Below are 14,831 nucleotides of genomic sequence, written 5' to 3' on the forward strand. Positions count from 1 at the left end.
AGGGCTTGACCAAGAAACGCAGGTTAAGAATTGATTCAAAGAGTTTGCTTAACGATCAACAAGCATGTATGTAGTTTTTAAGGTACAAACCTTAAAATGGCCCAGTGGCTCAGTTGGTTAGAGCGCCGCCCTGTCACGGCGGAGGTCGAGAGTTCGAGTCTCTTCTGGGTCGTTACAGCTTAGCTGTAATGAATTAAATATGGGATCTTAGCTCAGCTGGGAGAGCATCTGCCTTACAAGCAGAGGGTCATAGGTTCGAGCCCTATAGGTCCCATAGATTATGGATGGATTCCCGAGTGGCCAAAGGGGGCAGACTGTAAATCTGTTGGCACCGCCTTCGAAGGTTCGAATCCTTCTCCATCCACTTAAATGCCGATGTGGCTCAATTGGCAGAGCAGCTGATTTGTAATCAGCAGGTTATCGGTTCGAGTCCGATCATCGGCTTTTAACATTTAATAACGCGGGGTGGAGCAGTCTGGAAGCTCGTCGGGCTCATAACCCGAAGGTCATAGGTTCAAATCCTGTCCCCGCTACTTATGCCCAGATAGCTCAGTTGGTAGAGCAGAGGACTGAAAATCCTCGTGTCGCTGGTTCGATTCCGGCTCTGGGCATGTTTTAATGTAAAACATACGAACGGCTGGTTAGAAAAAGCCTGAGCATGTTTTAATGTAAAACATATGAACAGCTGGTTAGAAAAAGCTTGGGTATGTTTTAATGTAAATATGGGGTATTAGCTCAGTCGGTAGAGCACTTGACTTTTAATCAAGTTGTCCGGGGTTCGAATCCCCGATGCCTCACTTTTTAAGTGGATCAGATAAATTCCCATTTATTGCTCAAGGCAGTAGGTGGGAATTTTGTTTTATATCTGTGCGAGTATAGTATAAAGGAAGACGGTTACGTTGTGATTCAGCGTAACCGTCTTTTTTATATCATAGAAAATTACGTACTGACGAACGAATCAGCAGAGCCATCGAGTAGGATTTCAATGGTAGGAGTATGTCAATGCGATAAAAAAAATATTATGGACATTTTCGACAAAATTAGAGCATAGCTGTACAGTATTAAGACTTTATCATAAGAATGAGCAGGAAATCTGTTATGATCAGGATTACTAGGAAGACAATACAGATGGTCATAGAATAGATATTCTGGATCTGGTTTGGATTCTGCGGATCACATTTAATCTGAACATGCTTTCTGGGGGCTTTGCCAAGGCGTAAAAACTCGATTCGGTCAGCTGTGTAGTTTTGTTCCTTGTAGGTGTAAGAGTACTTCACATAGTTATGATAATTGGAACTATGAGGTTTGTTAGGATTATTTGAGCGGCTGACAGATGATATAACAGCATCTACAGGTACGTAATCATGATATTTTATGGCGGAACAGATAGTTATTGCCAGAAAAAAAACAGTTCCAATTACGCAGCAGCCCAGAATAACCGGTAAAATTTGTCGGGCTTTTGGATTTACGGTGACACTCATGATTTTTCTCCTTTCTTGGTTGATAGTCTGATAATTTACGGGGGATTAATTATAAATGATTTCGAATGATCTCGAAAATTTATAATTGATGAACATTATAGCATAGTACAGCAGAAGGGAAAAGTGCTTATGAAGAGAAAAAGTGCGTCAAAAAAATTGCTGCCGCTGATGCTGATCCTGATGTTGATCTTAGGAATCAGTATGCCAGCAAATGCAGTTGAAGTCAAAGATACTTCCCAAAATATATACAATGTTGTCCAGAACAGTGACGGAACTTATACGATCACAGTAAAAGACGGAAATGCTTATAAAAATCTGGAAACCGGAAAGGTTGCACTGTTTTCTGCAAAGGAAACGGGAACAGATACAGATATTGCATTAAAAGTCCAGAATATCACAAAGGTAAAGCTGTCCGGTTCTGTTGCTGTTACGATTCCGGATGTAAGCTGTAAGCTGGATGCTGGATTCAGCTGGGGAAAGATAGAGGTAAGGCATTTTATTGCGTCAGTTACAGGAAAAGCTGATTTCGAAGGCGGACTTTATATAAGTGGCGTGAATTCAGAGCAGCAGATCAAACATGCAAGTGGAACTATGGAAACAGTCAGCGATGTACTTGAACTGGGACGAGTTCCTATAAAGCTTGGTACAACTGGTCTTTCTGCAGATCTGGTGGTTTCTCTGTTTTATGATGTGTCCGGGCAGTTTGTTGTGAAATATTCCGTTGAAGCAACCGGCGGATATGAATTCAAAGATGGAAATGGAAGATTTATCCATGATTTCAGTCAGACTTTGACACCGGTCACAATAGAAGGATCTGCGAAATGCGGTCTTCAGTTTGGATTAAATCTGACTGCATTGGAGACATGGGATCTGGCAGGAATTGATATTAAGGTAGGACCTGCGGCAAAGGCAAGCGTATCCTATACAGTTCGTGATGCCGGAAATGTGCTTTGTTCTGATGTAAGAACCTATATTTACGCAGCGGGTGAGTTGAATCCAGATACGGTGGTCGGAAAGTTCCTGAAAACGGTATGGCATTATACGTTGTCCAAGGATTTTCTGTCTGATGATGACGATAATCCACTAAAATTGAAGGTTCATTTTGAAAATGGAACACTGGTAGATAAATGTACAGTCGGAGCCGGAAGCATTGAGGGAAGCGTTTTGGATTCAAACAGTAAAGCTCCTGTAAAAAATGCCAGCGTGGAAGCATATTCCGGAACAGTCAAGGTTGAAAAAACTTTCACGAAAGAAGATGGAACTTATTCATTTAATGATCTTGATGAAGGAACCTACAAAATTGTTGTCACAGCAACCGGTTACCAGAAATATGAGAGCAGTTCCATGGAAGTATCAGCGAACCAGATCACATACGCAGAATCTTTCCTGATGGTATCCAGAGCAGAAGCCGGAGATGGTGAGCTGAGTGGAAGATTTATTCATTCCATGACCGGCGGAAATATAGAAAATGTAACTTATGAATTACGTAAGGGCTGGGATAATGTGATCGGAGAGACTGTGAAAGAAGGCGTATCAGCAGATGGAACCTATACGTTGACCGTGCCAGCCGGAAACTATACGCTGAATGCAAGCAATGAAGATTTTGTTTCTGCTCATATCAATGTTGTAGTTCAGGCAAATGCATGCAGTGAACGTGATGTAACAATGTCACCGACCAATATCAGTGCAGGAGATGAGGGACTTCTTCAGATCGTGCTTACATGGGGAGAAACTCCGCGAGACCTGGATTCTCATCTGCTGGGACCTGCTGATGAAAACGGAGATGACTACTTCCATGTATACTACAGGGATAAAAATGCATATTCAGAGGATGGAGATGTAATAGCAAATCTGGATCTGGATGATACAAGCAGCTATGGACCGGAAACAACAACCATATACAAAGGCTTCACCGGAAGAAAATATAGCTTTTATGTATACGATTATACAAACGGTGAAGATGATGCGAGTACAGAATTATCTGCTTCGTCAGCCAAAGTAACCGTTTACCGGGGTGGAAAACAGATCTACCAGGCAAATGTACCGGTTAACAGGGAAGGATACCTGTGGCATGTATTTGACTATGATGTGCAGTCAAACAAGCTTATGCCAGTCAATACCTTTGTATATGATTATTAAGTGCCGGAAGCAAATGCAATGGAAGATAATTCAGGTATTATTTCAGAAACAGAAGCCCTTGAGATCATCAGAAACAGTGAAAAGAAAGCTGAAGAAGAGAGCAGCGAGGAACTCAATATGAGTTCTGAAGAAGGAAAGACGGACGATAATACTGAGGAAGAGATATTTGATGATTCCAGTGAAGAGCCGGAGATATCAGAAAGTGGTGATACGGCTGAAGTAATTGAGTTTCCGAAGGACTCTGAAACGGAAGAAGAAAATAACGGAACAGAAATAACAGAAGAGGATAGTGAGAGTGCGGAGGAGCTGCCGGTGGAAGATATTTATGAGGGATCAGAGGAGTTAGGTCTGGCAGGATAAAAATGTACTGTGATCGAACAGATCTCACTGTTTGTGGCAGTACGCATATTCGGGCCCCATATGCCGGCACCGGAGGTAACGATGTTGTGCATAGTCCCCTTTTTCAGGTAACCGCAGGAATTTTCCCAGATCAGTCCGGTGATGATGTTCAGAGGGAACAGCTGGCCGTCATGAGTATGGCCGCAGAGATCAAGGTCTGCGCCTGCGGCTGCCACTTCATCCAGCTGACCGGGCTGATGATCCATAAAAATAATCGGGAGTGTTTTGTCAAGGGAGGCTGTAAGCTGGTCAGGATCCTTACGGGTGTCGGACATTTTTCGGCAGCGTGAAGGATCCTTACGGCCTGTCAGATAAAACCGTTTATCTATGAGGACGGTTTCGTCATCGAGAAGCCGGATGTTGGCAGATTCCAGAAAATTCCGCATTCTGGGATCATCATAATCTTTTTTTGCATTGCGGAAGGTAAAACCGGCCAGAATCGGTTCGCTGAGATCATGGTTGCCCCAACAGGCATAAACGCCGTATCTGGATTTCAGCGAACGGAGAATGGCCGCTGTTTTTTTCGGGTTTTTGATCCCTTCATATTCGTTATCAAAAATATCGCCGGCAATACAGATCAGATCCGGATCTTCGGCGTTGATCTTTTTTACAAGAAGCCCGGCATGTTTTTCTCCGATACTGTAACCGAAATGAATGTCTGCGAGCAGGACAATCTTCAGGGAGTCCATTCCCTTCACCTGCTTGTCTATTTTCACATCATAAGTTTTTGTCTTAATATTCCACTGATTAAAAATCCCATAGAGACTGACACCAATGATCAGAAGGGTGCAGACAGCGCCTGTGACTACGAAGGCTTTCCGGGAATACATCCAGGCCGGATGAAGCGTATGCTTTAGGATCAGTCTGCAGAGATCTGTAGTTACGATTACGATCAGGATGTAAAGAAATGTTCCCTGAAAATAATTTGCCGTATTTTTCAGGAAGCGATGGAGCGCAGGGGGCTTCCGGATGAGAAAACAGGTCAGAAGAGAAGTGGACAGAAAAATATAAACACCTGCAAAGCATGCCCGGAACGCAAAGGTCTGGAAAAAATGAGTGCAGGCACCCATCCACAAAATCATCCAGCGGACGATATAAATATTAATGAGAATATATAATGGTGCGAGAAAGATGGCAAGCATGGTGTGTGATACCTCCATTCGTGGCAAGCAATAAGCGGTGAGCAGGACTGATCGCTGCAGATACTTTTTGGATTGATACATAGCATTTCCATAAATTACTGCAGCATGTTCGGAATAACTTTTTTTGATGCATTGATTCATGGAACCGCTATAGTATACAGCAAATAATAATTTTTGGCAAAAGAACATATATTAGGAAAAAGAACGCTTATGGTGCTTTTTATGAAAAAATATGCGCTTCTTCGATATTGTCTGGTGTTTTTAGCAATTGTTCTTCCTTATTTTTCGGCGGCAACCATGAATGGACCGGAGAGGGTCCTGGCAGAGAGGGTGCCGGATATGGAAGAATATCTCCCGGTCATTGTTTTTTCGCAGATTTCCCCGGATATGAAAAAAGAAACCATAAAAGCGCAGACTGTGATCGCACGGTCGAATATTCAAAGGTGGCTGGGCGAGGGGAAAAATCTGGCAGAGATCCTGAGGGAAAACGGAAGTACAGAGGAAGTCTGGAGATATTTTTTTGCAGAAAAAAGGCAGATCTATGAGCAGGCAGCAAAAGAGACGGATGGACAGGTACTTACATATGAAGGAAAAGTGAGGCTGACTCCCTGGCATAAGAGAAGCGCAGGGAAAACCCGCAGCGGGGAAGAGGCTTTTCATGATGAGGCGTATACATATCTGAAATCGGCAGATAGCATTGAGGATAAAAAATCTCCGGATCATATAAAAATCGTGGAAATTCCTGCGGGGCAGCTTTCCGGGGAGCTGAAGATCAAAAAACGGGACAGTGCCGGTTATGTGACAGAGCTTACGATTGGGGAAACACTTCTGGAGGGAGAAAGCTTTGCAGCGGGAATGGGACTGGAATCCGCGAATTTCAGTTTGAAGAAAAAGGATGATATTTATTATCTGCGAGTGCGTGGCAGCGGTCATGGTGTGGGATTTTCCCAGTTTGGTGGAAATGAGATGGCAAAAAACGGAAGCAGTGCGGAGGAGATCCTGGAAAAATATTTTCCGGAGATGGAGCTGAAAGCTGAGGATTAAAGAAAGTCAGGCATCCGAAGCAACGTCTGATAAAAAAATATTCAAAAAATGAATAGACAGCCATATTCTGGACACTCTATAGATATAGAAATGGTGACCGAAACGGCAGCTTTACTGTTTTTTCTGTTACTGAAAATGAACATATCAGACAGAGGTGGAAAGAATATGAAAAGTAAAATTGTGAGAGGTATTATCAACGGAGGTGTTCTGGCAGCAGTGGCGGCACTTGGGATTACTGTTTATCAGCTTGGAACAAAGCCCATCGCAGAAAATCCCCAGGAGGAAAATTCTGTACAGGTAGAAGAGACCGGGCTGGAAGAGGAGCTTTCGGACGGGGAAAACGCAGAGGATGCGGCAGCTGCCGGAGATGGCTGGCAGGATGTAGCACAGGATGAGATCTCTGATGGAGAAACCGGAGATGAAGCAGGTCTGTCAGGAGCTTCAGAAGCCGGAGCAGATGGAGTGACAGGAAGCATCCGTGAGACTGCAGGAAGTGGTACAGCCGAAAATGCAGCGGCAGATGCAGATAATGGAAGTGGTACGGAGGATAGGAGCGTGTCTGCGGCAGCAGGTGCAGACAGAAGCCGCACAGATGGCACTGGAAATACAGCAGATAATGCCGGAAATACATGGGCAGAGGGAGCGGTGAATAACGGAGCTGGAGCTTCCACAGATACCGCAGAGACCTCAGCTGTCGGAATTGCGGCACAGGCTTTGGATTTTACGGAGGATTCCATTATGGAATGGCCGGTCAGAGGAACGGTTCTTGTGGATTACAATATGGATGAAACCGTATATTATCCGACTTTGGATCAGTATCGTGTAAGCTCTGCCATTGCTTTGCAGGCAGTGGAGGATGCGCCGGTGTATGCGGCGGCTGATGGTCAGGTGCTTTCTGTTGTACAGGATGCCTGCACGGGAACGACTGTGACTATGGAGTTGGGAAATGGTTATCAGGCAGTATACGGGCAGCTGAAGGACCTTACTGTGGCAGAAGGTGACACAGTAAAGGAGGGTGAAGTGATCGGAAATATCAGTGCACCTACCAAATATTATTCTGTAGAAGGCCCGAATCTTTATTTTGCAATGAAAAAGGATGGCGTGCCGGTAGATCCGTTTGAATATCTGGAATGACAGGGAAAACCGAAAAACAGATATGCCGGGGAGATTTTTGGAAACAGAGTATGGAGGATACGGGATGGGAGGTATATGCATCCCGTATCCTCTGCGTTGTGAAGCGTATTAGTGAGAACGGAGTGAGCAGTAATAAAAATTTCCATTTACATAGGAAAAGAATCTTTTTTACCGGAAAGAAACCGTGTATAATCTATATTATAAATATGCATACAAGGACAGATATAACAGGACAAAAGAAGAGGTACATAAGTTATGAACATTAATGAAATAGCCAGGCTTGCCGGAGTTTCCAGAGCTACGGTATCCAGATATCTGAATAATGGATATGTCAGCAGTGAAAAAAAGGAAGTCATCCGCAGGGTGATCCAGGAGACAGGATATCAGCCATCCTCCCAGGCACAGACACTGCGGACCAAAAAAACCAGTCTCATCGGTGTCATCCTTCCAAAGATCAATTCAGATACCATAAGCCGTGAGGTGACAGGGATCAGTGATATTCTTACACGGAGAGGATATCAGCTTATTCTGGCCAATACCAATAATGATGTGGAAGAAGAGCTGAAATACCTTTCTCTGTTTAAAGAACGTCAGGTGGACGGAGTGGTTTTTATTGCTACCATGTTTACCAGAAAGCATAAACAGATGCTGAAGGATTATAAGGTACCGATCGTGATCCTGGGACAGCATCTGGACGGATATCCATGTATTTATCAGGATGATCATAAAGCAGCTTTTCAGGTCACGGAGAAGCTGGCGGAGAAGGGGAAAAAGTTTGCCTATATCGGCGTTACAGATAAGGACGAGGCAGTTGGTGCCTGCAGGAAAAAGGGTTTTATGGATGCTATCCATAAAGCTAAGCTGGAGGTCGTGCCGGAGAGGATGAAGATCGGAAGCTTTACCATGGATTCCGGGTATGAGATGGCGAAGGAGCTTTTTGAGGAGGAGCCTTCCATAGATTCTCTTGTGTGTGCTACGGATACTATGGCGGTGGGAGCCATGACTTATTTGAAGGAGATCGGGCTTCGCATTCCCGAGGATGTTCAGATCGCAGGGATTGGGGATGGAGTTCCGGGTAAGATCGTGGAACCGAAGCTGACAACGGTACATTTTTATTATAAGACCAGCGGAATGGAGGCAGCAGCCATGCTGGCTGATCTTATTGAGAACGATACCGGGATCAGCAAGGAAATAAAAATGGGATGTGAACTTGTGGAACGGGAATCTCACAGGTAACAGAGAATATCCTCGCAGACAGAGGAAGAAATTATAAGCTATTGTGGAACAGGAGCAGATCTTTTGGGAGAAAAAGACCTGCTTCTTTTTGTGTGGTGCTGTGTTATGGCTGAGCAAACACAGAAAAATGCCAGATTTTTTCTGCGATGTCCTGACTGGTTTGTCTGTCTTGCATCTGTTCTTATGAAATATGTACAATTTTGACCGAAGAAATTTGTGCGATGTTGCGGATTTACAAATAATAATGCAGTAGTTATAATACAAGTAAGATATGAGAACGATTCCACATAAGAACACAAGCAACAACATAAAACAAACCATTGAAAAGTGCTAAAATCATCAAAAAACTTAAAAAAATGGAAAGATTACCGTTCCTTGTATGAATAGATATATGAAATCAATCTCATAAATAAATGAAAAACAATGGATCAGAGATAATAAATCCCGGGAAGCTGAAGAAAGAACAGACAGATCTGATCCGAAGAAAGGGAAAGCAGAAAGAGATGACTGTCCGGGAACAGTAGCAGAAAAGGAGGAAGGACATGGATTACAGAAAGACAGCACAGGAAATCTATGATCATGTAGGAAAGAAAGAAAACATCATTTCCGCGGCGCACTGTGCAACAAGGCTTCGTCTGGTCATTGCGGATAATGACAAGGCGGATAAGGAATATGTAGAGAATATCGATGGTGTGAAGGGCGTGTTTTTCGCACAGGGACAGATGCAGATCATCCTGGGAACAGGAGTTGTAAACAAAGTTTATGATGAATTTATCCAGATCGCCGGAATATCAGAGAGTAGTAAGGATGAGCTTAAGAAGGTGGCAGCATCCAAGGCTAATCCGATACAGAGACTGATCAAGACACTGGGAGACATTTTTGTCCCGATCATCCCAGCTATCGTAGCCAGCGGATTTTTGATGGGAATCATGGAAGCCCTGAACTTCATGGTAAACAACGGCTTCCTGAATATTAACACCAATGGTTCCATTTATGTATTTGCACAGCTTTTCAGTAACACAGCGTATACATTCCTGCCGATTCTTATCGCTTACAGTGGTGCGAAGGTATTTGGTGCCAACCCTTATCTGGGTGCGGTTATCGGTATGATCATGATCCATCCAAATCTGCAGAATGCCTGGACTGTTGCAACAGAGGGTGTGCAGGCAACGCAGAAGGTATGGTTTGGACTTTACTCCATTGACATGGTGGGATATCAGGGACATGTGATCCCGGTTATCATTGCAGTATGGGTACTGGCACAGATCGAGAAAAGACTTCATAAGATCGTACCTGCAATGTTCGATCTTTTTGTAACACCACTTGTCAGTGTTTTTGTAACCGGTTATCTTACACTTTCCATTATCGGACCGATCTTCGTAGCTGTTGAGAACGGACTTCTGGATGGAATCCAGTGGCTGATCGCACTGCCATTTGGAATCGGAAGCTTTATCATGGGTGCCTTTTATGCACCGACTGTTGTTGCTGGTGTTCATCACATGTACACTATCATTGACCTTGGACAGCTGGCCAAATTCGGCGTTACCTACTGGCTGCCACTTGCATCTGCAGCTAACATTGCACAGGGTGGTGCAGCTCTTGCTGTAGGCCTGAAATCCAGAAATCAGAAGATCAAATCCATGGCTGTTCCTTCTGCCTTAAGCGCATGCATGGGAATCACAGAGCCGGCAATCTTCGGTGTAAACCTCCGCTTCGGAAAGCCGTTTATCATGGGCTGCCTGGGTGGTGCATGCGGAGCACTTTTTGCCTCCATTAGCAGTCTTGGTGCCACAGGAACAGGTGTTACCGGTATCTTCGGAATCCTGCTGTGCCTGAATAATCCAGTTGGTTATATCCTGATGTTTGCCATCGCATTTGGTGTGGCTTTTGTGCTTACCTGGATGTTTGGATATAAGGATGAGGTACAGGAAACAGCTGAAAAAAATATTGAAGCAGAGAAAAAATCAGATGCTCCGGCAGAAATTGCCCAGGAGAAAACTTCAGAGACAGGTGCACAGACCCTCTACAGCCCGCTTGAGGGAACTGCGATTCCGCTTTCAGAAGTAAAGGATGCAACCTTTGCATCTGAAGTCCTTGGAAGGGGCATGGCAGTGATTCCGTCCAAAGGTGAGGTAAAAGCACCTTGCGACGCAACAGTTTCTACAATTTTTGACACAAAGCATGCCATCGGGCTTGCGACAGAAAGTGGTCTGGAGCTGCTGATCCATATCGGCGTTGACACCGTTGAACTTGGCGGTAAATTCTACACCGCTCATGTAAAGGACGGTGACGTGGTCAAAAAAGGCCAGACACTGATCACCTTTGATATGGATGCTATTAAGGCAGCCGGCTATGATGTGACCACACCGCTGATCGTAACCAATACCGATGATTATGAAGAAGTAAAAATGCTTGCAGAAGGAACAGTAAATAATGGTTCTGAAGTACTGGAGGTAAAATAAAATGAGTTCTCTGACCAAGGTACTTGCAGAGGAAGTGCGAAAAATCGAGGAAACGGCAGCAGTTGCCAGGACGATGCAGACAAACCGTCTGACCCATCATCTGATGCCGCCTGTGGGATGGCTCAATGACCCGAACGGATTATGCTGGTACAAGGGAAGATATCACGTGTTTTTCCAGTATTCTCCGTTTGAGGCTAACGGTGGACTGAAATTCTGGGGACATTACTCCAGTGAAGATATGATCAGCTGGAGATATGAAGGGGTTCCGCTTCTGCCGGACAGCATTTATGACTGTCATGGTGTTTACTCAGGCTCTGCCATTGCGGAGAAAGATAAGCTTCATCTTTTCTACACAGGAAACATCAAGATGGATGGAGATTATGATTATATCAATAACGGAAGGCAGTCCAGCACTCTTCATGTGGAGAGTACGGATGGCCTTCATTTCGGAACAAAGGAGGTTGCGGTTTCCTGTGAGGATTATCCGGAGAATTACACCTGCCACATCCGTGACCCGAAGGTCTGGAAGGAGGGGAAAGAGTACCGGATGATCCTTGGCGGCCGTCAGAAAAGCGACCAGGGTGCCGTACTTTTTTACAGATCCGAAGATCTGAAGAACTGGAAATTTGACGGTGAGCTTACTACGGAGAAGGCATTCGGATACATGTGGGAGTGCCCGGATTTTTTCACTCTTGAGGGACAGGAGGTGCTTTCTGTATCTCCCCAGGGACTGACCAGAGAAGAGTTCCGTTTTCAGAACATCTATCAGTCCGGATACTTTATCCTGAAGGATGGAAAGCCGGAGGAAAAAGCTTTCCGGGAATGGGACCACGGCTTTGATTTCTATGCACCCCAGACATTCCAGGATGGAAAGGGCAGACGGATCCTGATCGGCTGGATGGGAATGCCGGATGCAGATGAGGAGTATGTGAATCCTACAGCAGAGAGCGAAGGCTGGCAGCATTGCCTGACTGTTCCAAGGGAAGTTACGTATAAAAACGGAATGCTTTATCAGTATCCGGTGGAAGAACTGAACGGGCTGAGAAAGGCTGGCGTTTTTGTCAGCGGTTCCAGTGCGGAGATTCCGGTGAATGGACCGTTTGATCTGGATGTTCAGGTAAAAGGTGAGCAGGGTAAAGTAAGCCTTGGGGAAAATCTCTTCCTGGAATATCAGGACGGAGATATGATCTTAACTCTCTCCGAGAAGGCCGGTGCCGGACGTAAAGTACGTAAGGCGCATGTTCCGTCCGGTAGGATCGAAAGCATCAGAGTTCTTGCGGATACTACAGCTGTGGAGATTTATGTGAATGGCGGAGAGGTTGTTTTCTCTTCCAGATATTATCCGGAAACGCAGGAACAGACTGTGAAGGTGGAGGCTGTGGAGTGTGATGGGAAGATTTATCTGCTGAAGAATTATGTGATGGAGTAGGCTGGGCTTATTGATCGGGAAATACAGAAAGATCAGAATACGAATACCTATAGAGCAGCTATGCAGTGAATTCCATATTCACAGAAATAAGAAATGACCGTATAATAAAGCAGGTGGGAAAATCCGCAGCCGGAATCCCAGCCTGCTTTATCTTTGTTATAAGTGAAATACATGAATTGTGCCGGCTGCTTGAGTATAGAAGGATGGCTGCTGGAGAAATGTTGGTGGCTGTCTTTACATAGAAAGAATGCGGTCGACTGGATGTTTGTTTTACAGGAGAGGAAATATCACGGAAGACAGATCACACTGTCCAGAAAAGTGTTCAGATATTTGTTTTACAGGAAGGCAAATATCAGGGTTGATGTTACTGAAGATGTACTGGCATTTGGCATTGTATTGCATAAATTTTTTACAGAAGAGGAGACTGCTATGAACTATACATACATCGTACAGTGTGCGGACGGCACGTTCTACACCGGCTGGACAAACTGCCTTGCCAGGCGGATGAAAGCCCATAATGAAGGCAAAGCAGGCGCCAAATATACCCGGGCCAAAAGGCCGGTGAAGCTGGTGTATTACGAAGGCTTTGCCACAAAGGAGGAGGCCATGAGCCGGGAGTACCGGATCAAGCAGCTGACCAGGGAGAAGAAGCTGGAGCTGATGAGGTTTTGAATTTTGATAAACATTTTGATATTTCAAAAGGCTTCAAATGTGTGGAGCATTATGCAGCGGAACTGAAAGATAAGGATATGTATGTTCTGCTGAATCTTATCAGTATCTCAGCATAACAACTGAATCAAAGGTATCCCCATTGTCGATCCACTGACAGCTGCCATCATTTTTTTCACAGATATCTTCAATTATGGACAGGCCGAATCCATGGTTGAGGATATCTTTTTTTGATGTTTTGTGGTTGAATGGTCGTGCCGGATCTTTGCTGTTTTGCATGTGGACAGTAAGAAAACCGGCGGACATTTTTGATGTTACAGAGATAAACGGTGCTTCGGAACCGGAAACGCTGCAGCTTTCTATTCCATTATCCAGCAGGTTGAAAAATATACTGCTCAGTTCCGAAGAGGGAATATTGGATTTCTCCGGAAGAAGAACCTCGTAGGTAACTTTGATATTTTTCTGCATGGCAAGAAATCTTTTGTCCGCAAGGATGGCGTTGATCAGGCTGTCCTGGCAGATGGGATGGAAACGTTCTCTCTGAAAATCATCGGTGATGGCTGGCAGGTAGTCCTGGATCTTATCATATTCGTTCATTTTCAGGTAATTCTGAAGTGTCTCAAGTTTCCGGATGGTAGACTGCTGGAATTCTAGAGTCTCCTGCTTTCTGGAAACAAACAGCTGCTCCTGTTCTTTCTGTAACTGTTCCTGTTTCTTAATAGTCTGAAATTTTGCCTCTTCCTGAGCATTTTTGAGCGATCGTCTGGCAAGAAGGTAGATCCTGCGGTAAGTGAGGGCCAGAAAAAAGAGAAGCATTATCTGGCAGAACAGAGCATATTCCTGTAGCAGAGCTCCCAGGAAAAGAGATGCCTGAACACAGAAAAGTTCTATAAAAAGAATAGTAAAGCCTCGTTTCATAAAGTCCTCTTTTCCGGCGGAAGTTCTGAAAGAATTGTTTCCAGATATACATCTGCCTCAAGATATTTTTGGGTGCGGATCAGATAATTCAGTGAAAAGAGATGGTTTTCCATATCGTGCTTCCATTTTCGCACAGATTGATATTCTTGTTCCATTTCGGTTGTATATTCCAGCTGTTTCTGAAGAAAACTCATCTGCTGAACCAACAGTTCGTGTCTTTTTTCTCTGAGAGAAATGTTGTGAAAAGCCCTGGCTATGATCAGACAGCAGAGAAGATTGAGAAACCAGTACAATACGATCAGCCATTTTAACAAATGTAGCAAGAATTCTCCCACCTCTTCAGGTGGTGAGATGAATTGCACATCTGAGCATATCTGCTCAAAAAAATCTCTATAGTATAAAAGAAACACTTGTTCTCTCTTCCCTGATGTAGTATACTGAAAAGAACAATTAGTTCATAAATACATATCCGTCGATATAAGAAAAAGGATGATAAATATAATGGAGTTAGACCATGAAAGATGCATTCTGGGGTCAGATCTTCGGTCTGCTCAGTGCAGGCGGAGCAACGATTGAAACGATACGGCAGTATATAGAAAGCCAGGGTGAGAAGAATGAACCGCGCCGTAAAAATAAGGATCTATCCCAATAAAGAGCAGAGAGTTCAGATAGAGCAAACAATCGGCTGCAGCCGCTTTATCTATAACCAGATGCTTGCAGATAAGATCAGCTATTACCAGAAAGAAAAAAAGATGCTCCGGAACACACCGGCCGGATA

The 14,831-nt window shown here is 44.3% G+C and carries 13 protein-coding genes and 7 tRNA genes; 16 read left to right on the forward strand and 4 right to left on the reverse strand.

Going from position 1 to position 14,831, the window contains the following annotated elements:
• The first annotated feature begins 98 nt into the window (after positions 1-98).
• From DW694_RS16200 to DW694_RS16230, 7 genes are all read left to right on the forward strand, one after another.
• Positions 99-172 (forward strand) — tRNA-Asp (locus DW694_RS16200).
• A 29-nt stretch (positions 173-201) separates the two neighbouring features.
• Positions 202-274, forward strand: a tRNA-Val gene (locus tag DW694_RS16205).
• An 8-nt stretch (positions 275-282) separates the two neighbouring features.
• Positions 283-364: transfer RNA gene (locus DW694_RS16210), tRNA-Tyr, on the forward strand.
• Positions 365-371: 7 nt separating this feature from the next.
• Positions 372-444: transfer RNA gene (locus tag DW694_RS16215), tRNA-Thr, on the forward strand.
• A 15-nt stretch (positions 445-459) separates the two neighbouring features.
• Positions 460-533: transfer RNA gene (locus DW694_RS16220), tRNA-Met, on the forward strand.
• 5 nt (positions 534-538) lie between these two features.
• Positions 539-611 (forward strand) — tRNA-Phe (locus DW694_RS16225).
• 113 nt (positions 612-724) lie between these two features.
• A tRNA-Lys gene (locus DW694_RS16230) sits at positions 725-797 on the forward strand.
• 264 nt (positions 798-1,061) lie between these two features.
• Here the strand turns inward: DW694_RS16230 and DW694_RS16235 are convergent.
• Positions 1,062-1,481, reverse strand: a complete 420-nt coding sequence (locus DW694_RS16235) for a hypothetical protein (RefSeq protein WP_118753333.1) — start codon at positions 1,479-1,481, stop codon at positions 1,062-1,064.
• A gap of 129 nt (positions 1,482-1,610) precedes the next feature.
• Between DW694_RS16235 and DW694_RS16240 the strand changes: the two genes are divergently transcribed.
• Both DW694_RS16240 and DW694_RS16245 read left to right on the forward strand, forming a co-directional pair.
• Positions 1,611-3,620, forward strand: a complete 2,010-nt coding sequence (locus DW694_RS16240; RefSeq protein WP_118753334.1) for a carboxypeptidase regulatory-like domain-containing protein — start codon at positions 1,611-1,613, stop codon at positions 3,618-3,620.
• An 18-nt stretch (positions 3,621-3,638) separates the two neighbouring features.
• Positions 3,639-3,980, forward strand: a complete 342-nt coding sequence (locus tag DW694_RS16245; protein ID WP_118753335.1) for a hypothetical protein — start codon at positions 3,639-3,641, stop codon at positions 3,978-3,980.
• Here DW694_RS16245 and DW694_RS16250 read toward each other — a convergent pair.
• On the reverse strand, positions 3,944-5,161 hold the full coding sequence (locus tag DW694_RS16250) for a metallophosphoesterase (RefSeq protein ID WP_118753336.1): 1,218 nt from the start codon (positions 5,159-5,161) through the stop codon (positions 3,944-3,946). The two genes, DW694_RS16245 and DW694_RS16250, sit on opposite strands and share 37 nt — an antisense overlap.
• Before the next feature lie 222 nt (positions 5,162-5,383).
• Between DW694_RS16250 and DW694_RS16255 the strand changes: the two genes are divergently transcribed.
• The 6 genes from DW694_RS16255 to DW694_RS16285 all read left to right on the forward strand — a co-directional run bounded on the left by DW694_RS16255 (position 5,384) and on the right by DW694_RS16285 (position 13,138).
• Positions 5,384-6,205: a SpoIID/LytB domain-containing protein gene (locus tag DW694_RS16255; RefSeq protein ID WP_182465516.1), complete on the forward strand. Its 822-nt coding sequence runs from the start codon at positions 5,384-5,386 to the stop codon at positions 6,203-6,205.
• 165 nt (positions 6,206-6,370) lie between these two features.
• Positions 6,371-7,339, forward strand: coding sequence for a M23 family metallopeptidase (locus DW694_RS16260; protein WP_118753341.1), 969 nt, complete (start codon positions 6,371-6,373; stop codon positions 7,337-7,339).
• A 255-nt stretch (positions 7,340-7,594) separates the two neighbouring features.
• The gene (locus tag DW694_RS16270) at positions 7,595-8,575 is read left to right on the forward strand and encodes a LacI family DNA-binding transcriptional regulator (protein ID WP_021652887.1); all 981 of its coding nucleotides are present in this window, start codon (positions 7,595-7,597) and stop codon (positions 8,573-8,575) included.
• A 542-nt stretch (positions 8,576-9,117) separates the two neighbouring features.
• Positions 9,118-11,037 carry a PTS beta-glucoside transporter subunit IIBCA gene (locus DW694_RS16275; RefSeq protein ID WP_092071836.1) on the forward strand — a complete coding sequence of 640 codons (1,920 nt, stop codon included), beginning with the start codon at positions 9,118-9,120 and terminating at the stop codon, positions 11,035-11,037.
• A gap of 1 nt (position 11,038) precedes the next feature.
• Complete coding sequence (locus DW694_RS16280) at positions 11,039-12,466, forward strand: glycoside hydrolase family 32 protein (RefSeq protein WP_118753338.1); 1,428 nt, start codon at positions 11,039-11,041, stop codon at positions 12,464-12,466.
• A 429-nt stretch (positions 12,467-12,895) separates the two neighbouring features.
• Positions 12,896-13,138, forward strand: coding sequence for a GIY-YIG nuclease family protein (locus DW694_RS16285; RefSeq protein WP_044962352.1), 243 nt, complete (start codon positions 12,896-12,898; stop codon positions 13,136-13,138).
• 99 nt (positions 13,139-13,237) lie between these two features.
• On the opposite strand, the gene DW694_RS16290 is transcribed toward DW694_RS16285, so the two are convergent.
• Together DW694_RS16290 and DW694_RS16295 are read right to left on the reverse strand one after the other, a co-directional pair.
• The gene (locus DW694_RS16290) at positions 13,238-14,053 is read right to left on the reverse strand and encodes an ATP-binding protein (RefSeq protein WP_118753339.1); all 816 of its coding nucleotides are present in this window, start codon (positions 14,051-14,053) and stop codon (positions 13,238-13,240) included.
• Positions 14,050-14,376: a hypothetical protein gene (locus DW694_RS16295; protein WP_147420743.1), complete on the reverse strand. Its 327-nt coding sequence runs from the start codon at positions 14,374-14,376 to the stop codon at positions 14,050-14,052. The genes DW694_RS16290 and DW694_RS16295 overlap by 4 nt, the downstream gene beginning before the upstream one ends.
• Before the next feature lie 291 nt (positions 14,377-14,667).
• Between DW694_RS16295 and DW694_RS17070 the strand changes: the two genes are divergently transcribed.
• Positions 14,668-14,831: helix-turn-helix domain-containing protein (locus DW694_RS17070; protein WP_207664244.1), on the forward strand; the 164-nt coding region annotated here is incomplete at its 3' end.

The sequence above is a fragment of the Ruminococcus sp. AM26-12LB genome, from assembly GCF_003480785.1.
In the GTDB taxonomy this organism is placed as follows: domain Bacteria; phylum Bacillota; class Clostridia; order Lachnospirales; family Lachnospiraceae; genus Blautia_A; species Blautia_A fusiformis.